The following is a 17,915-nucleotide window of genomic DNA, read 5'->3' as shown; positions in this document are numbered from 1 at the left end:
GACGGGCAGTCGTTGGTGTGGATCGTGCTCAGAACCAGGTGCCCGGTGAGCGCCGCCCGGATGGCGATCTGGGCGGTCTCGGTGTCCCGCATCTCGCCGACCAGGATCACGTCGGGATCGTGCCGGAGGAACGAGCGGAGGATGGCCGAGAAGGTGCGCCCGATCTCCTCGTTCGCCGGCACCTGGTTGACGCCCGGGAGGTGGTACTCCACCGGGTCCTCGACGGTCAGGATCTTGGTGTGCGGCGCGTTCAGCGTGTGGATCGCCGAGTAAAGCGTGGTGGTCTTGCCCGAGCTGGTCGGCCCCGTGATCAGGATCATGCCATTCGTGCTGCGGATCGCCCGCTGGAACAGCTCCAGGGCGGGCGTGTCGAACCCGAGGTGGTGGAGATCGAGCTTGAGCGCCTCCTTGTCCAGGATCCGCAGCGAGGCGCTCTCGCCGAACATGGTCGGCAGGACGTTGACCCGGAAGTCGATCTCGCGCCCCGCCCCGTGCCGGAGCTTGATCCGCCCGTCCTGGGGGAGGCGCCGCTCCGCGATGTCGAGGCTGGCCATGATCTTGATACGCGAGAGGATCGCCGGCTCGAGCCGCTTGGGGAGGATCTTGGCCTCGTGCAGCATGCCGTCGACCCGGAAGCGGATGCGCAGGGCGGCCTCGGCCGACTCCAGGTGGATGTCCGAGGCGCCCCGCCGGATGGCATCGAGGAGGATGGTGTTCACGATGCGGACGACGGGAGCCTGGTCGGCGGAGGCCCGGAGCTCCAGGAGGTCGACGGGCGACGGCCCCTCGCGCCCTTCCACGACCTCGATCTCCGCGGCCTCCGCGTCCACCTCGCTGAGCGTTTCGCTGGGGCCGTACCCCTGCTCGATGGCCCGGCGGATCGCCGAGGGCGGCGCCACGGCAGGGATGACCCGCAGGCCGGTCACGAACACCACGTCGTCGAGGGCGGGGAGGTTGGTCGGGTCGGCCATGGCCAGGGTGAGGGAGCCGGCCTTGCGCAGCACCGGGATCACCTCGTACTTGCGGGCGATCCGGGCGGGGACCAGCTTGAGCAGCTCGGGGGAGAGCTCGGGGATGGGGGCCGGCACGACGGCGATGCCGCACACGCGGGCCAGCGCGGCGGCCAGCTGGTGTTCGCTGATGACCCCGAGGCGGACGAGGACGGCGCCGAGCTTCTCGTTGGTGCGCGTCTGATCGGCCAGCGCCGCGCCGAGCTGGGCTTCGGTGATGGCGGACTCGGCGACCAGGAGCTGGCCGAGCCGCTGCCCCATGGGCAGCTGGCCCTCGCGGGCGACCGCGGGCCGCGACCCCGGAGTCGGCGCGGTCTCCGGCTCCCGCGCGCCCGGGCGCGGCTCTCCTCCTGCCGATGGATTCACGGGGCCTCCTGCGCGATCGTGATCCCGGCCTGGCCGGTCCGGCCATTGTAGCGCAGTTGCCCGGCCGGGGACCGGGTGCTACCGTACCGCCGTCGTGGCCAGCCTCGCGCTCTTCAAGGCCCGCACGCTGCGCGCGCGGTTCTGGAATCCCTACACCGAGAGCCTGCCCCGGGCCGAGCTGGACCGCCTCCACCTCGCCAAGCTCCAGGCCCTGGTCCGCTACGCCTACGCCCGGAGCCCCATGTACCGGCGCCTCCTCGACCGCGCCCGGGTCAAGCCCGCCCAGGTCCGCACGATGGACGACTTCGACAAGCGGCTGCCGGTCATCGACAAGGGGGACCTCCTGGAGGCCCAGGCCGCGAGCCCGCCGTTCGGGCAGGCGCTGGCGGTGCCCGAGGAGTTCTTCCTCCACCGTTTCCAGACGTCCGGCTCGACGGGGGTGCCCCTGCACATCCCGCTCACCTACCACTCCTCGCTCCTGTGGGGCGAGTCGTGGCTCTCCCTCTTCTGGTCCGTCGGCCTGCGGCCCCACCACGCCTTCTACTTCCCCTTCCACTGGGGGATCTTCGCCGCCTTCTGGAGCGCCTACATGGGCGTCCGGCGCCTCGGCGGCACCGTCATCTCCGGCGGCGGGCTCGACTCGCGGGGACGGATCGACCAGATCCTCGCCTACCGGCCCGACGTGGTGCTGGCGACGCCGACCTACGCGCTCTACCTCGGCGAGGTGGCGCGCGGGATGAACGTGGACCTGGCCAGGAGCTCGGTGTCGGTGGTCATCGTGTCGGGCGAGCCCGGTGGATCCATCCCGACCACGCGCGACGCCATCGCCGAGACCTGGGGGGCCCGGGTCTACGAGCTGTACGGGATCGCCGAGCTCGGTCCCACCAACCCGGGCTGTCCGCTGGGCGACCGGGTCCACCTCTGCGAGGACTGGTACCACGCGCTCGTGGTGGACGAGCAGGGACGCCGGGTCCCCGACGGCGAGGTGGGCGAGCACCTGGTCACCTCGTACATCCAGCACGGGCAGCCGCTCATCAAGTACCGGACGCACGACCTGGTCCGATGGACGCAGGCGCCGTGCCCGTGCGGGAGCACCTGGACCGGCTACCCGGGCGGGGTGCTGGGGCGGACGGACCACATGATCGTGGTCAAGGGGGTCAACGTCTATCCCACCGCGGTGGAGGCGCTCCTCCACGAGGTGGCCCGGCTGTCCGAGCACTACGAGGTGCACGCGAGCCGGGAGGCGTCGAACGACGTGGTGACCGTGAAAGCGGAGGCGCGCCCCGACGTCCCGGCCGCGCTCTACCCCGCCATCCGCGCCGAGACCGAGGCGGTCCTCAAGCGGGCCATCGGCGTGACCATCGGGGTCGAGGTGGTCGGCCCCGGCAGCCTGCCCCGTTTCGAGCTGAAGGCGAAGCGGTTCTTCGACCATCGACCGCCGGGCCACCGGTGGCAGCTCAAGCGATGAAGCGGCGTACCGGGCCGATCACCATCGCATCCCGTCGTCCTCGGTCGTCGGCGCGGGCCGTCCGGCGTCCCGCGCCCCGCCGGCCGGCGCCGAGCGACCGGCGGGAGATGATCCGCCGCCTGCGCGAGCTGCGGCGGCTGGCTCGCGGGATTCGCCGGGTCGCGACCGCCCCGGTCATCGAGCGCGTCGGTCAGATCCTCGAGACCGAGTGCCACCTCGCGCTGTGGGCGCTGGGCGACGTGCGGGGGATGACGCCCGAGGACGACCCTCGCGCGCGACGGCGGGTCAGGCCGCGAACGAGCGTGCGCGGCCTCGAATAGGCTCCGCGCGGCGGCTTTGCCGCCGCCACGACGGGGGGGCCTCGGGGGGGTCTTCCGAGACCCCCCCGAAATGACCTAGGGTCCGAGCGCGGCGAGCGCCCGGCGGTAGTACTGCGGATCGTAGTAGCGCTCGGGCGCCGGCGGCTGGCCGCCCCACTGGCCCTCCAGCTCGGCCCGGAGCGCGAGCACGTTGCGGAACCCCTCCAGATCGAGTCGCGCGTCGGGCGTGAGCCCGCCGGCCGGGTCGACGGCGTGCGCGTAGGTCGCGGCCGCCACGTCGGGGTCGAGCTTGAGGCGCTGGGCGAGGAGGGCGATCGTCTCGTCGCGATTGGCCGGCGCCAGCACCCAGCGGAGAGCTCCGACGTATCCCTGGAGGTACCGCTCCAGGGTCGACGCGTTCGCCTGGGCCCAGGACCGCCGGACGAAACCGGCGGTCGCCTGGTAGGGGCCGAGCATCTTGACGGCCAGCCCGAGGCTCCGGAGGCCCTCGCGCTCCGCCACGATCGAGTAGGGCGGATACAGCATCGTCGCCGCGTACTCCTTGTGCTCGCGCATCGCGGCCGCCCGCTGGAACGTCCCGCCGATCGGCTTCACCGTGTAGTGCTGGCCGGCCTTGAGCCCGTGCTTGAGCAGGATCTTCTTCAGCTGGAGGGCATAGGCGGTGTTCGGGGCGTCCACGATCACCGTCTTGCCCATGAGGTCGATGATGGATCGGACCTCGGGCTGGACGAAGAGCTGGTTCATGCTGCTGTCGCCGCCCACCACCACGACGACGTCCGCGCCGGCCGTCTCCACCATGGCGACGGCGTTGTCGACCGCGGCGTGGGCGACCTCGAAGGCGCCGGCGGCGAGACCGTCGCGCAGCGCCTGGGAGTTGGGCGTGAACTCGAGCTCGACCTGGACCCCGTACTTGGCGAAGATGCCTCTGGCCTGGCCGGCGAAGATCGCGAGGTTGTGGACGCCCGGGAAAACCCGGACCCGGAGGAGGACCGGGTCCGCCGCCCCGGCGAGACCGCCCACGAGGGCGGCGGCCAGGACCCCGGCCGCGAGTGTCGCCATCCAGCGCGTGCGCATCGACGCCTCCTCTCAGCCGAGGTCGGCTCGCCGGGGGCTGGCCGTCGGGTCGAGCTCGCGCGTGCCCGCCAGCGGGCCGGTCGCGGTCCAGTACCGGGTGCCGGCCACCAGCAGCGTCTCGGCGGGGAACCGGGTCAGGATCTCGTGCCCCGTCTCGGTGACGAGCACTTCCTCCTCGATGCGGGCCGCCGACCAGCCGTCCGACGCCGGCCAGAAGTTCTCGAGCGCGAAGACCATGCCGGGCTCGAGCGTCATCGGGTGCTCGAGTGACACCAGCCGGCTCATCACCGGCTGTTCCCAGATCGAGAGCCCGACCCCGTGGCCGTACTGGAGGCCGAAGCACGCCTCCTCGTCGGGGAAGCCGAACTCCTGGGCGCGCGGCCAGAGGGCGACGATGTCGGCGGTGGTGATGCCCGGCTTGACGATCGCGATGGCCTGGTCGAGGAGCTCCCGGCAGCGCTTGTAGGCGTCGACCATGGCGGCCGAGGCGCTGCCCACCGCGAAGGACCGGTAATAGCAGGTGCGGTAGCCCATGTAGGAGTGGAGGATGTCGAAGTAGGCGGGATCGCCCGGCCGCAGCACCCGGTCGGAGAAGACGTGGGGATGCGGATTGCAGCGCTCGCCGGCGATCGCGTTGACGGCCTCCACGTCCTCGGAGCCCAGGTCGTAGAGCGTCTTGGCGGCGATCCCCACCAGCTCGTTCTCCCGGATGCCCGGCCGGAGGGCCTGGTAGAGGTCCTCGTAGGCCGCGTCCACCATCATGGCCGCGGTATTGAGGAGGACGATCTCGTCCCGCGTCTTGATGCGGCGCACCGCCTGCATGAGCTGCTGGCCGTCGACGACCTGGAGGCCCTCCTGCTGGAGCGCGGCCAGAATGGGCAGCTCGATCACGTCCACACCGAGGGGGGCCCGGTGAAGTCCGCGGGCCTCCAGCTCACGCTTGATCTTGCGGGCCAGGTCCTCGGCCCGTCCCATCTCCGGCGTCATCGCGCCCCGGAGGAGCGAGATGCCGGCGCGCGAGCGCTCGCCCAGCCAGGGACAGTAGAGCCGATGGTGACGGGCGGCGGAGCCGAAGTCCCACATGATCGGCTCGGCCTCGCGGGGCAAGAGGGCGAAGCGCGACAGCTTGTCCCGGGCCCATTCGCCGATGGTCGTGTGGGTGATGTAGCGGATGTTATACATGTCGAAGCAGAGGAGACCGCCCAGCTCCGAGTGTCCCAGCGCCGCCGTCACCCGGCTGAGCCGGTCCCGCCGCAGCCGGTCGAAATTCACGCGCTCTTCCCAGTCGACCCCCATGGTGCCGTAGGTCGGAAGTCCCATCAGGCCCCTCCGGATTTCTTGCTCGGCGGGAGCCCGCTCAGCTCCGCCAGCACGTCGAACACCACCGCGAAATCGAACTCGCCCAGCCCGCGGCCCTGGGCGGCGGCCAGCCACTCGTGGGTCAGCGCCGTGGCCGGGAGGACGGCCCCGACCGCGCGCCCGATGTCGAGGGCCAGCCGCAGATCCTTCTGCATCATCCCGACGTCGAACCACGCCTCGGCCGGCATTGAGAGAACGAACGGTCCCCGGTAGCGGACCATGGGCGACGCGATCACGCTCCGCAGCAACGCCTCGACGGCGCGCTCGCGGGCGATGCCGGCCTTCTCGGCGAGCAGAACCGCCTCGCTGAACGCCAGCATCTGGACGGCCAGCCCGAGGTTGGTGGCGACCTTCATCGTCATGGCCAGTCCCAGCGGGCCGACGTGGGTGATCGTGGGGCCGATGGCGAGGAGGTACGGCCGGACGCGCTCGAGCACCGCGGGGTCACCGCCGACCATGAAGGCGAGCTGGCCGGCCTCCAGGGTGGCGACGCTGCCGGACACGGGGGCGTCGAGCATCACGGCCCCGCGCGACACCACCTCGGCCCCCAGGGCGCGTATCGTCGCCGGGTGGACGGTGCTCATCTCGACGTACACGGCGCCGGGACGCAGGCCGGCCAGGATGCCGTCCGGGCCGCGCGCCACCGCGTGGAGCGCGTCGGTGTCGGTCACCATGCTGAAGACGACGTCGGCTGCGTCGGCGACGGCGCGAGGCGAGGCGGCGGCCCGCATCCCGGCGTCGACCAGCCACCGGGCCCGAGCCGGCGTCCGGTTGTAGCCGACGACGGGGTAGGCGGCGTCGAGCAGGCGCTTCGCCATGCGGCCGCCCATGGCCCCCAGCCCGACGAAGCCGAGCGTCGGCATGCGCTCAGGGGATGTTGGCGATGGCTCGGGCGGGGCCGGTCAGCTCCAGGATGGAGAGCCCCGTATTGGCGCGATCGACGGCGTAGATCAGGCCGCGATCGTCGACCTCGAGGTTGTTGGTCTGGATCGCCACCTTGCAGCGGTCGACGCCGTCGACCTTGACGCAGCGCGGCTCCGTGGTCGGCGTCGTGGCCGGGATGTAGGAGGCCACCTCCCGGGGGTTGAGCGGATCGCGGATGTCCAGCGCCCGGACGCCGGCGTTGAACCAGGCGAAGAACACGAGCCGGCGGTGGTAGACGGCCGTGAAGCTCTCGTTGGAGGAATGATTGCCGAAGCGCCCCCCCCGGGCACAGAAGTTGCCCTCGGCCTCCCGCACCGTGTAGTTCGACACGCCGAACGGCGTCGCCTCGTTGGTGACGTCCACGATCCACACCATCTGCCGTGCCTCGGCGCACTCGTTGACCAGGGACTCGTTGCTGATGACGACGAAATCGCGGCGGCGCCCTGCCTTGTCCCCGGCGAACTCCGCCAGCTCCATGCCCAGCACCGGGAAGACGGTGTGAGCCCCGATCCACGGCGGCAGATCGAGCCGGCCGACTTGCGGGAAGAGGAGGTTGGCCGGCGTCGGCGCGGGCGGGCCAGTCAGCAGCTTCCGGCGGTCGACGATCTGGAGGACGCCGGCCTTGTTCGTGCCGTAGCCGAAGTAGACGCGGTTCCCGGCCGGCCCGGTCGAGATCGCCCCGTGCAGCTCGGTCGGCACCGATCCGGTCGCGGTCGGCTCCTGACCGGGCAGCCCGAAGTTCCGGATGAAGACGGGCTTCGTCGGGTCGCTCAGGTCGTAGATCTGGGTCATGCGGCGCGTCCGCCACCCGTCCACCCCGGAGACCAGGTAGGCGATGCCGGTGTCGCACTCCCACCAGTTCTTGTGCGTGCCCTTGAGCCCCGACAGGCGGCTGACCGGCCGCGGGCGGGCGGGCTCGGTGACGTCCCACACCTCGTGGGCCGAGTTGCCGAACGTGCGGAGGAGGTAGACGCGATCGCGATCACCCTTCGGCAGCGTCTTGCCGTCACACACTCGGACCATCTGGGCGCCGCCGTTTTCCCCGAGCCCCGGCTCGCCCGGCAGGTGGGCGAGGTAGCGCGGGCGGCGCGGGTCGGTCACGTCCAGGATGGACGTGCCGTTGGGCTCTTCGGCGCGCGTCAACGGATTGAGCGGCTTGGGCGCCTTCTCGGTCCCGCCGTGATGGCCGATGTAGGCGATCCAGCGTCCCCCGTGCTGGTGCACGATCGGCTGGTAGGCGGAGCGCGCCTGGAGGTCGTGGTGCCCCACCAGCGCCATGTCGCGCGCCTCGGCGCCGTGCCCCTGCCCCGGCGGCTGGGCCGCCCCCGGCCCGGCGCACCACGCCAGCCCCAGGACCGCGGCCGCCCGGACGAGGAGGCCGGCTCGGGTCACCGCCGCGACCACGGCGGCGTCGGGATCCGTGCTTTGGCGCCGGCGACGCTCTCGGGCCACACGACGGTGCGCTTCCCCTCCTGCCACTGGAGCGTGACCATCTTGTGCGCAGTCTGGAAGCCGTCCGCGTCCACCGCGTACTCACCGAAGACCGTCGTGGTCCTGAGCTCGAGGAGCGCCTTGCGGACCCGCTCGGTGTCGAGGCTTCCCGCCCGCTTCACCGCCTCGGCGAAGATCAGACATCCCGCGTAGCCGGCGGCCGAGTGATAGGAGGGCTCGTGGCCGTACTCCTTCTGATATCGCTCGCTGAACTCCCGGGCCCCCGGATGGGGCAGCGTCGGCTCCCACTGGGAGGCGCTGTACACGAACTCGGCGTTCTTGCCGAGGAGCTCCCCGAAGCGGGGAAGGTCGCCGCCGACCGTGACGCCGAACATCTTGGGGTTGACGTCCAGCTCCTTCATCTGGCGGGTGAGCGCCACCGCGTCGTCGAAGTAGGTCGCGGCGCCGATGACGTCCGGCTGGGCGGCCTTCACCTTCACCAGGAGCGCGGAGAACTCGGTGTTGCCCTTCGGATACGCCTCCTGGAAGACGACCTGGAGTCCTTTTTGCCGGGCCAGCTCGACCGTCCCCAGCACCGTCGCCTTGGGAAAGAGCGTGTCCTCGTTGAGGAGCGCGACCGTCCGGAACCCGCTCTTCGCGGCCAGGTCGAGCAGCCCCTCCAGATAGACCTCGGCCGGCGAGATGACCATGACGATGTACTTCCGCCCCTTCCGGAAGATGGAGGTGGTCGCGGCCAGCGGCGAGACCATGATCTTCTGGTACTTCTCGGTCACGTTGGCGACCGCCTCGGTGACAGGTGACGAGTACGGGCCCATGACCACGTCGACCTTGTCCTCGGTGATCAGCCGCTCGTAGAGGCGCACGGCCGTCGCCGGCTGGGACTGGTCATCGTAGAGCACGAACTGGATCTTGCGGCCGAGGAGGCCGCCCTGGCCGTTGAGCTCCTTTTCGCAGAGGAGGTATCCCTCGCGCTGAAAGTTGGCCGGCTGGGCGTAGGTGCCGGTCATGGACAGCGACGCGCCGATCCGGATCGGACCCTGGGCGAGACCCGGGCCGACGAGCAGGACGCTCAAGACCGCGGCGACGGCGCCGAAGAGGGTCGCGACGAGGACACGTGGGAGCACTGTCGCCTCCGACTTGGGAGGAGGCCGCGACGGCCCCTCCGACGCTCAGACGAGCTCGGTGTTCTCGATGAACTCCGGAGGCGGCGGCGGCCCCCAGACGTACAGCGAATCCTCTTCCGGGAAGTCGCGGGGGACCCAGGCGCACTGTTCGGGGATGTAGTCGAGATCGTGGTAGTACTCGGCGAAGCTCCCCCAGGGGTCCCGCGTGTAGTAGAAGTAGTTCGACCCGATCACGTGGCGGCCGAGCCCCCATCCCTGCTGCCATCCGGCGTCGCGCATGCGCGCGGCGCCGAGCGCGATCTCGTCGATCGAACCCACCTGGAACGAGGCGTGATGGAAGCCCGGGCCTCTGGAGGCCAGGAACGCGAGATTGTGGTGGTCGGTGCTGCAGCGGAGGAACGCCACGAAGCTCTTCACCCGGTCGCTCAGCTTGAGCCCGAGGACCCGGCTGTAGAAGTCGATCTGCCGATCGAGATCCGGCGTGAAGAACAGCACGTGGCCGAGCTTGCGGGGCGCGATCGGAAGCGTCCGCTCCGGACACCCGCGCACCGTCTCCCGCCGGATGTGACCCGGGGTGTTGACGGCCGGGGGCGGGTCGGCCGGCGGCTCCTGGCGCCCCTCGGGGCGGACGTTCACGGCGTGGCCGTCGGGGTCCCGGATCCACAGACCGCCTTCCGGCGCGCCCGGGGGCGGATCGACCTCGCGAACCCCCGCCCGCCGGATGGATTCCCGCACCGCCTCGAAGTCGTCCCCGGGGGCCCCGAACGCGAGGTGGTGAAGGCGCTTCTTCGGGCCCGCGTAGAGGAGAGTGCACTCGCGCTTGAGGGGGGCCGGACGCAGGTGCACCGCGCTATCCCGCCGGGGCTCGTCGATGAGGCCGAAATGGCGATAGAACTTCTCCCCGACGGTCTGATCGGGGACCTCGAGCGCGTAATGGAGCAGGGCGCGGACCGGCATGGCTGATCCTCCTGAAGGGCCTCTCGGGGAGAGTCTACGGGTTTTCCGGCCGGCTGGCCAGTCCTACGTGAAAGGCGAGGGAGTTGTCGGGCGGATCCCTCGCTTCGAGATGGGTCTTCAGCCAGGGCACGAGCACTCCGAGAAGGCGGTCTCGCGCCGGGGGCTCATACACCTCGTGGTGCTCGATGCCCTCCAGGACCGTCAGCGACTTCGGCTCCTTGGCGCGCTCGAACGTCGGTAAGCTGACCTCCGGCGGCACCCGCGTGTCGTCGGCGGCGACGATCATGAGCAGCGGGCGCGGGCTGAGGCGCTCGACGATCTCTTCGGGCTTGAACTCGATGATGGCTTCGCCGGACTCCAGCAGCAACTGCGGGCGAGGCGGCTGTCGATCGTGGGTCCGCCGGGCGGCCGGATCGGGCGGGGCAATGACGGCCCGGTCGACCATCCGGGATTTCCCGGTCAGGACCCGGCCCATCCGGTCCGCCTGGAGCTGGCGGCGAAACTCCACCCAGTCCCAGTAGGGCCGCATCCCTCGGAGCCACCGCTCGCCGTGGCAGACCGGCACGTTGCTGACGATCGCTCGCGCCCGCCGGTCCGCCGCGCCCGCGGCAATCGCGATTCCCCCCCCGAAGCTCGTTCCGAAGAGCCCGATGCGCGCGCCGTCGATCTCGGGCTGACTCTGCAGGAACGTGATCGCGTTCCGGGCATCCTCGACTTCCTCGGTCGGAATCAGCCGTCCCGCCGGCCCTTCGCTCTCTCCGAAACCGCGGTAATCGAACGCCAGCGCCGCGAATCCCGCGGCCGCCAGGGCGCGCGCCAGTGGCGGCAGGTAGAGCTCTTTCACGGTGGTGAAGCCGTTACAGAGGACCACGCCAGGCAGCGGCAGTCGCGAGTCCGCGCCGGCTGGCAGATAGAGAACTCCCCGCAGGCGAAGACCGGAGCTGTAGAACTCGACTTTGCGTTCCTCGCCCGCTGGCATCATGTCACTCCTCTCGAGCCCCGTGCGACGTCCCCGACGCGTCGTCCCAGGCCCATCAGTCCTCGACCGCGATCACCCGCGCCGGACAGCCGTCCAGTCCGATGATCTTGAGCGGCAGCGCATAGAGTTGCACCACGTCCCGCCGCAGGGCGCCCAGATTGCACAGGTACTCGATGATCCCGATCTCGCGCGGCAGGAAGGCGAAGTGCGTCGTGAACTCCTCCTGGTCGGGGATCGCTCGCTCCGGCTTCTCGCTCACGAAGTACCGGGTAGAGTAGTCCGGCGGGAAGTCGACGCCGTAGGCCTTGATGCCCCGCCCGACGAGCCACTCGCAGGCCGATCGCTCCATGTACGGAAAGTGCTGCCAGAACCGGCGTTCCTTGATCGAGCACCGCTCGTCGAACCGCGTCATCATGATCGCGATGTCGCCCCGCTGGATCTTCTGCCCTTGCTTCTCCAGGTCCTCGGCCGTGATCCCCTCGTCGTCCTTCTTGTAGCTCAGATCGACGATCACCGCCCGGCCGGCCCAGGTTTCCAGGGGCATCTGGTCCAGAGATTTGGCCCCGGGGGTGAAATGCAGGGGCGCATCGAGGTGGGTGAAGGCGTGGCTGTTGATGTGGATGTAGGCGTCATGCCAGTACCGGCCGTAGTCGCCCTCCTTGTACTCGAAGTTCTCGTGCACGATCAGCTCGTTGAAGAACGTGTGCCGCCAGTGCGGCTCGATCGGATAACTGAGGTCCACGATCCGGCTCATCCGTCTCCTTCCTTTCTACCGCCCCACGCCCATGACCGCGTTGGGCAGCAACAACACCGTCTGCGGGACGTAGGTGATGATGGCAAGCACGATCAGCAACGGCACCAGAAACGGCAGCGTGGCGCGCACGACGCGGTCGAGTGAGATCTGGGCCACGGCGCTGCCGACGTACAGGCACATGCCCACCGGCGGCGTGATGTTCCCCAACGTGATGTTGAACACGACCATCACGCCGTAATGGATCGGATCGACCCCGAGCTGCTTCTGGATCGGGAGCAGGATCGGCATGAGGATGATCAGCGCCGACACGGCGTCGAGGACGCACCCCGCGATCAGCAAGACGATGTTCACCATCAGCAGTACCAGGACCTTGTTCTCGGTGATCGAGAAGACGAACCCGGCAGCCGCCTGCGGGATCTGCTCCCGGGCCAGCGCCCACGCGAACACCGACGCCATCGCCATGATGAACATGGTCGTCGCGGTTATGCGCAGGCTCCCCACGCACGCCGCGTAGAACCCCCGCAGGTCGATGGAGCGGTACCACAGCCAACCCAGGAGCAGCGCGTAGACCGACGCGACGACCGCGGCCTCGGTCGGCGTGAAGACGCCGATGAACATGCCACCCAGCAGGAGGACCGGGGTCAGCAAGGCCGGAACCGCCTCCAGGGAGGCGGTCGCGATCTCGCGGATCCCCATCCGGGGCCCCTTCGGATAGCGCCGGCGCACGGCGTACATGTAGACTATCGCCATCAGCGACACGGCCATGAACACCCCGGGCACGAAGCCGCCCAGAAACATGCGCCCGATCGAGACTTCGGCCAGGAACGCGTACACCACCATGTTGATGCTCGGCGGAATGATGGGGCCGATCGTGGCCGCCGCCACCGTCAATCCGGTGCTGAAGTCCTCGTCGTAGCCAGCTTCCTTCATCGCGGGGATCTGGACCGTGCCCAGCCCGGCGGCATCGGCGACCGCCGATCCCGACATCCCGGCCATGATGACGTTGGCCACCACGTTGGCGTGCCCCAATCCCCCCGGCAGCCGCCCCACCAGGGCCGACGCGAACCGGAAGAGACGCCGCGTGATGCCCCCCGTGTTCATCAGGTTTCCCGCCAGGACGAAGAACGGCACCGCGACGAGCAGGAACGAGTTGGTGCCGATCACCGCCCGCTGGGCGAGACTGATGATCGCTTCCTGATTCACGAAGAGATACACGAGCGCGGCGGCCCCCAGCGACACCCCGATGGGGACGCTGAGGGCCACCAGCAGGAAGAACACGCCGAACAGCAGCGCCGCATGCGTCTCCATCAATCGTCGAGACCCTTGCCGCGCGCCACTCTCTCCACGATTCGCATCAGCATGAACGCCGTGCCGATCGGAAAGGCGGCGTACCACCACGCCCACGATGCATTGAGCGTCACCAGCTTGATGGTCGTCAGTTTGGAGACGAGAACGAACCCGTAGTAGGTCCCGTACGCGAGCAACACGACCCAACACAACATGGCGAACCTGTCGAACATCCGGCGCCCCCGCGGCCCGAACCAATCTCGCACGACCGCCGTCCGGGGATGGCCGCCCGCCCGCAGGACCGCGCTCGCGCCCAGAAAAGTCAGCCAGGCCAGGAGGACCCGGCCCAGCTCATCGCTCCACTTGACCGGGTCCCGCAGCAGATACCGGGAGACGATCTGGACCAGGACCGTCAGCCCGATCGTCACCAGACAGACGGCACCCAGCACGTCTTCGCAGTTCCGGCCGAGAGCCGAGAATGCCCGTCGCACGAGCGCGCGTCCGCGAGAGGATCCGCCCTCCTACTTGGTGTCCTGAATCCGCCGGTATACCTCGACGAAGTCCTTGGCGTATTTGAGCCGGACCGGCTCGGTCACCTTGATGAACGCGGGCTTGTCCGGGGTGATGACCGTCATCCCGTTCTTCGCCAGCGCCTCCACCGCGGTCTTCTCTTCCTTGAAGGCGAGCTCGTTGTTATAGGCCTCCGCCTCCTTCGCCGCCTCGACGAAGATCTTCTGCTGGTCGGGGCTCAGCCGCTTGAAGCTCGCCTCGTTCGCGCCCATCACGAAGTTCGTGATGATGTGCTCCGTGAGCATCAGGTACTTCTGCACCTCGTAGAGCTTGCCGTCCAGGATCTGCGAGGCGGGATTCTCCTGCCCGTCCATCACGCCCTGCTTGAGGGCCAGATACACTTCCGGGAAGTTGAGCGGCGTGGCCTGGCCACCGAGGGCGGCCACGCCCTCCTGGTGCACCCGGACGTTCGGGACCCGGATCGTCAGGCCTTTGAGGTCTTCCGGCCGCCGGATCGGCTTGTTTGCCGTCAGCTGTCGCTTCCCGTAGTAGAAGAACGGGGCCAGAATCCGAATGCTCTTGTTCGCGACCAGCTTGCCCGAGAGGTCGGTGATCATCGGTCCGCGGAACACCTTCTCGGCGTGCTCCGCGTCCCGGAACATGTACACCAGCGAGAAGAGCTGGAACTCGGGCTGGAGGATGCCCCAGGCCCCGGCCGGCGCCATCACGACGTCGAGGGTCCCGAGAGTCGTCGCCACCAGCATTTCTTCGTCGTTGCCCATCACCTGTCCAGGGAACAGCTCGACCTTGATGGCTCCGCTACTCCGACTCTCGACCACCTCCTTGAAGCGGAATGCGGCCTTGTTGATGTGGTGGTTCGGTCCCATGCCGTGGCCGAGTCGTACCCCCATCGTGGCGCCGTTGCTCCCGGTCGCGACGAGCGTCACGAGACTCACGGCCACGATCAACGTCATGCCCAGAGTAGCCCACCGTCTCATCGCGCGTCCTCCGGCCGTGGTACGGCCTCCGCTCCTCATCTCCCGCCCGTGACGGCTCCCGGCAGTGGCATGGCTGCATGGCATGGGCGCCTGCTCCGCCGCTGCGGCCGGGCCCGGACGGCTCTCCATCCTCACCGCTCCTCGGTGTCCCTCAGGACTTCCTCCTGCGGTTCGAGGCCCAATCCCGGCTGCTCGGTCAACGTCACCATGCCGTCCGCCGGGCTCGGCGCATGGCGATAGATCATCTCCCCCGTCAGCCACATCAACAGGTGGAACTCGACGCGCCATCCGTTGGCGACGCCGGCGATCAAATGCATGTTGTGATGCGGCCATCCCCCGCCGTTGGCGATGGGCACGTTGAAGCTCTGGGCCATGGCCGCGACTTTCACGGCCTCGGTGTAGCCGCCGACCCACACCACGTTGGGCTGCGCGATGTCGATCGCCTCGTTCACCAGCAGCTCGCGGTGTCGCCACTTGTGCCCTTCGTTCTGGCCGGCGGCAATCGGGATTCGGGTTTGCCGGCGGAGGCTCGCCAGGAGCCGGGCGTCGTTTCCGTAGACCGGCTCTTCGAACCAGGTGATCCGATAGGGTTCGATGCGGTGACACAGGTCCCGGGCCTGCGGGAAGGAGAGCATGTAGTTGGCGTCGACCATCAGGTCCACGCGCTCCCCGACCGCCTCCCGGACCATCCGAACCCGCGCGGCGTCCTCGACAGGGTCCTTGCGCGGTCCGGCCCCCACTACCATCTTGAGCTTGTCGTGCCCCTGCTTCACGAACAGCTTGGCCGCCTCGACGAGCTGATCGCGATCGTACTCGGCGAGCCCGAACGTCACATAGGCTTCGACGGTGCGGTTATAGCCGCCCAGCAGCCGCCACACAGGCTGCCCGAGCAGCTTGCCCTTGAGATCCCAGAGGGCGATGTCCACCGCGCTGACCCCGGACGACCACACGCCGGTCTGCACGCGAGGATTCAGCCGGTAAAACAGGTCGTGCCAGATCCGTTCGGTCGCGAGCGGATCGGCCCCCGCCAGCAGTGGCGCGATCTCCTTGTTGATGAATTCGCGGACCCCCGATCGCTGGACGGGCCCGGTGAGCCCGTAGCCGGTCGCCCCGCTGTCGGTCTGCAGCCGCACGAACACGAATTCCCGGTGAATCGGCTCGGACAAGAGCGGGACGGTGATCGGAACTCGATGACTGGTCGCCTGGATGCGCGTGACCTTCATCGCCCGTGTCCTTTCTTCTCGCGGCCTTCACGTCGCGCCAAGGCGCGGCCCCGGCTGCCGGCCAGCATAGCCCAGCCGGAGCGGGGAGCACCAGCCGGCAGGCGAGCCGCCGCGCCGTCAGACGCGGTTCACGGCGCTCACCACCGCGCGGAGCGAGGCCGTGACGAGGTCGGGATCGAGCCCGACACCCCACCGGACTCGATCCCCGCCGACTCGAGCCTCGACGTAGACGACGGCGGCGGCGCCGGGGCCTTCGCCCACCAGGTGCTGGTGGTAATCCAGGGCCTCCACGGCCAGGCCACCGTCTCGCCGCAGCGCGTCGGCCAGGGCCGTGACGGGGTCGCCGCCCTGACCGCGTACCGTGCGCTCGCCCTCCTCCAGGCGGAGCCGGGCCTCGAGCAGGATCCGACCCGGCTGGCCCGCCGCCGGGGCCACGGCGTGCCCGATCAGCGCCAGCGGCCGGGCCGGCGTGAGATAGGTCGACTCGAACGTCGACCAGATCCGGTCGGCGGTGACCTCGGTCCCCGTCGCCTCGGCCAGGCGCTGGATGACCGCCGAGAACTCGACCTGCAGCCGGCGCGGCAGGTCGAGGCCGTGCTCGAACTTCATGATGTACGCCACGCCCCCCTTGCCCGACTGGCTGTTGACCCGGATCACCGCCTCGTAGCTCCGCCCCACGTGATGCGGGTCGATGGGCAGGTAGGGGACTCCCCAGACGTCGTAGACCTTGCCCAGGGCCTCGAAACCCTTCTTGATGGCGTCCTGATGCGAGCCGGAGAAGGCGGTATAGACGAGGTCGCCGGCGTAGGGGTGGCGCGGATGGACGGGCAGGCGGTTCACGTGCTCGACGGTGCGGCGCGCCGCGTCGATGTCCGAGAAATCGAGGGCCGGATCGACCCCCTGGCTGAAGAGGTTCAGCGCGAGGGTGACGAGGTCGACGTTGCCGGTGCGCTCCCCGTTGCCGAACAGCGTGCCCTCCACGCGGTCGGCGCCGGCCATGACCGCGAGCTCGGCGGCCGCCACCGCGGTGCCGCGGTCGTTGTGGGGGTGGAGCGACAGCACGATGGTGTCACGGGCCCGGACGTGGCGCAGGAACCATTCGACCTGATCGGCGTACACGTTGGGGGTGGCCATCTCGACGGTGGCGGGCAGATTCAAGATGATCGGACGGGCCGCCGTCGGCGCCCACACCTCCCTGACCGCCTCGCAGATCTCGATGGCGAAATCGAGCTCGGTGGCGGTGAAGCTCTCGGGCGAGTACTGGTAGTACACGTCGCACTCGGGGATGGTCCGGCTCAGATCCCGGCAGAGCCGAGCGCCCCGCACGGCGATGTCGACGATGCCGGCGCGGTCCAGCCCGAAGACCACGCGGCGCTGCAGGGTGGATGTCGAGTTGTAGAGGTGGACCACCGCCCGCGGCGCTCCCCGCAGCGACTGGAAGGTGCGCTCGATGAGCTCCGGCCGGGCTTGAGTGAGCACCTGGATCGTCACGTCCTCGGGGATCAGATCCTCCTCGACGAGCTGCCGGACGAAGTCGAAGTCGGGCTGGGACGCCGCCGGGAACCCCACCTCGATCTCCTTGAACCCGCAGCGCACGAGCAGGTCGAACATGCGTCGCTTGCGGGGCGGGTCCATGGGGTCGATCAGCGCCTGGTTGCCGTCGCGCAGGTCGACGCTGCACCACCGCGGGGCCCGGGTGATCACCCGGTCCGGCCACGTCCGGTCGGGCAGCGGGATGGGAGCGAAGGGCCGATAGCGGGCGAAGGGCATCGATGCCGGGGAGCCGAGCTTCGGGGCCACGGGAGCCTCCTTTCGAGCCGCGAAAAACAAAAAAGCCTCTCCGGGCAACAGGAGAGGCTCTGGCGCGCGCCGGGTGCGGCGCGCGCCTAGGTCAGGAGCAGGACCGAGCTTACGCGGGGCGCGACGAGCACCTTCATGTGGCCGGCATTCTCGCCGCGCCCGCTCTCCGTGTCAAGCCTCCTGTGATGGCGCCAAGGCGGGCTGGTCACCCCGGAGCGCCGAGAGGCCGGGACGTGCCGGCGGTCCGACGCGGGCCGGTCAACTCCTGGCCGACCGCGAGCCGAGGCTGGTCAGAAACGTCGCAGGGGAC

16 protein-coding genes are annotated in these 17,915 nt (G+C 69.5%); 2 read left to right on the top strand and 14 right to left on the bottom strand.

Annotated elements, in window-relative coordinates; genetic code table 11:
* The coding region (locus VGW35_13495) for an ATPase, T2SS/T4P/T4SS family (protein HEV8308670.1) at positions 1–1,376 on the bottom strand (1,376 nt) is incomplete at its 3' end.
* A 94-nt stretch (positions 1,377–1,470) separates the two neighbouring features.
* Here VGW35_13495 and VGW35_13490 point away from each other — a divergent pair.
* Positions 1,471–2,844, top strand: a complete 1,374-nt coding sequence (locus VGW35_13490; protein ID HEV8308669.1) for an AMP-binding protein — start codon at positions 1,471–1,473, stop codon at positions 2,842–2,844.
* Positions 2,845–2,951: 107 nt separating this feature from the next.
* On the top strand, positions 2,952–3,164 hold the full coding sequence (locus VGW35_13485; protein ID HEV8308668.1) for a hypothetical protein: 213 nt from the start codon (positions 2,952–2,954) through the stop codon (positions 3,162–3,164).
* Between the two features lie 75 nt (positions 3,165–3,239).
* On the opposite strand, the gene VGW35_13480 is transcribed toward VGW35_13485, so the two are convergent.
* The 13 genes from VGW35_13480 to leuA all read right to left on the bottom strand — a co-directional run bounded on the left by VGW35_13480 (position 3,240) and on the right by leuA (position 17,575).
* Complete coding sequence (locus VGW35_13480) at positions 3,240–4,238, bottom strand: ABC transporter substrate-binding protein (GenBank protein ID HEV8308667.1); 999 nt, start codon at positions 4,236–4,238, stop codon at positions 3,240–3,242.
* A gap of 12 nt (positions 4,239–4,250) precedes the next feature.
* On the bottom strand, positions 4,251–5,558 hold the full coding sequence (locus VGW35_13475; GenBank protein HEV8308666.1) for a Xaa-Pro peptidase family protein: 1,308 nt from the start codon (positions 5,556–5,558) through the stop codon (positions 4,251–4,253).
* Positions 5,558–6,460 (bottom strand): NAD(P)-dependent oxidoreductase, encoded by a 903-nt coding sequence (locus VGW35_13470; GenBank protein ID HEV8308665.1) that lies wholly within the window; start codon positions 6,458–6,460, stop codon positions 5,558–5,560. Before VGW35_13470 ends, VGW35_13475 begins: the two co-directional genes overlap by 1 nt.
* 4 nt (positions 6,461–6,464) lie before the next feature.
* Positions 6,465–7,925 carry a hypothetical protein gene (locus VGW35_13465; GenBank protein HEV8308664.1) on the bottom strand — a complete coding sequence of 487 codons (1,461 nt, stop codon included), beginning with the start codon at positions 7,923–7,925 and terminating at the stop codon, positions 6,465–6,467.
* Positions 7,910–9,097, bottom strand: coding sequence for an amino acid ABC transporter substrate-binding protein (locus VGW35_13460; protein ID HEV8308663.1), 1,188 nt, complete (start codon positions 9,095–9,097; stop codon positions 7,910–7,912). Before VGW35_13460 ends, VGW35_13465 begins: the two co-directional genes overlap by 16 nt.
* Positions 9,098–9,142: 45 nt before the next feature.
* The gene (locus tag VGW35_13455; GenBank protein ID HEV8308662.1) at positions 9,143–10,054 is read right to left on the bottom strand and encodes a VOC family protein; all 912 of its coding nucleotides are present in this window, start codon (positions 10,052–10,054) and stop codon (positions 9,143–9,145) included.
* A 34-nt stretch (positions 10,055–10,088) separates the two neighbouring features.
* A complete protein-coding gene (locus tag VGW35_13450; protein HEV8308661.1) occupies positions 10,089–11,036 on the bottom strand; it encodes an alpha/beta hydrolase in 948 nt (315 codons plus the stop codon).
* Positions 11,037–11,088: 52 nt separating this feature from the next.
* Positions 11,089–11,787, bottom strand: coding sequence for a cyclase family protein (locus VGW35_13445; GenBank protein ID HEV8308660.1), 699 nt, complete (start codon positions 11,785–11,787; stop codon positions 11,089–11,091).
* 15 nt (positions 11,788–11,802) lie between these two features.
* Positions 11,803–13,095, bottom strand: a complete 1,293-nt coding sequence (locus tag VGW35_13440; GenBank protein HEV8308659.1) for a TRAP transporter large permease — start codon at positions 13,093–13,095, stop codon at positions 11,803–11,805.
* Positions 13,095–13,565, bottom strand: a complete 471-nt coding sequence (locus VGW35_13435) for a TRAP transporter small permease (protein ID HEV8308658.1) — start codon at positions 13,563–13,565, stop codon at positions 13,095–13,097. Before VGW35_13435 ends, VGW35_13440 begins: the two co-directional genes overlap by 1 nt.
* A 30-nt stretch (positions 13,566–13,595) precedes the next feature.
* Complete coding sequence (locus VGW35_13430; protein ID HEV8308657.1) at positions 13,596–14,582, bottom strand: TRAP transporter substrate-binding protein; 987 nt, start codon at positions 14,580–14,582, stop codon at positions 13,596–13,598.
* 131 nt (positions 14,583–14,713) lie between these two features.
* Complete coding sequence (locus tag VGW35_13425) at positions 14,714–15,805, bottom strand: mandelate racemase/muconate lactonizing enzyme family protein (GenBank protein ID HEV8308656.1); 1,092 nt, start codon at positions 15,803–15,805, stop codon at positions 14,714–14,716.
* 117 nt (positions 15,806–15,922) lie between these two features.
* Entirely contained in the window at positions 15,923–17,575 is a 1,653-nt protein-coding gene (gene leuA, locus VGW35_13420; protein ID HEV8308655.1) for a 2-isopropylmalate synthase, read from the bottom strand.
* Between the last annotated feature and the right edge of the window lie 340 nt (positions 17,576–17,915).

It is taken from the genome of Candidatus Methylomirabilota bacterium (assembly GCA_036005065.1).
Lineage (GTDB): Bacteria > Methylomirabilota > Methylomirabilia > Rokubacteriales > DASRDR01 > DASYQW01.
Note: the sequence above shows the minus strand (reverse complement) of the source record. Positions and strands in the feature narration are given on the sequence as shown.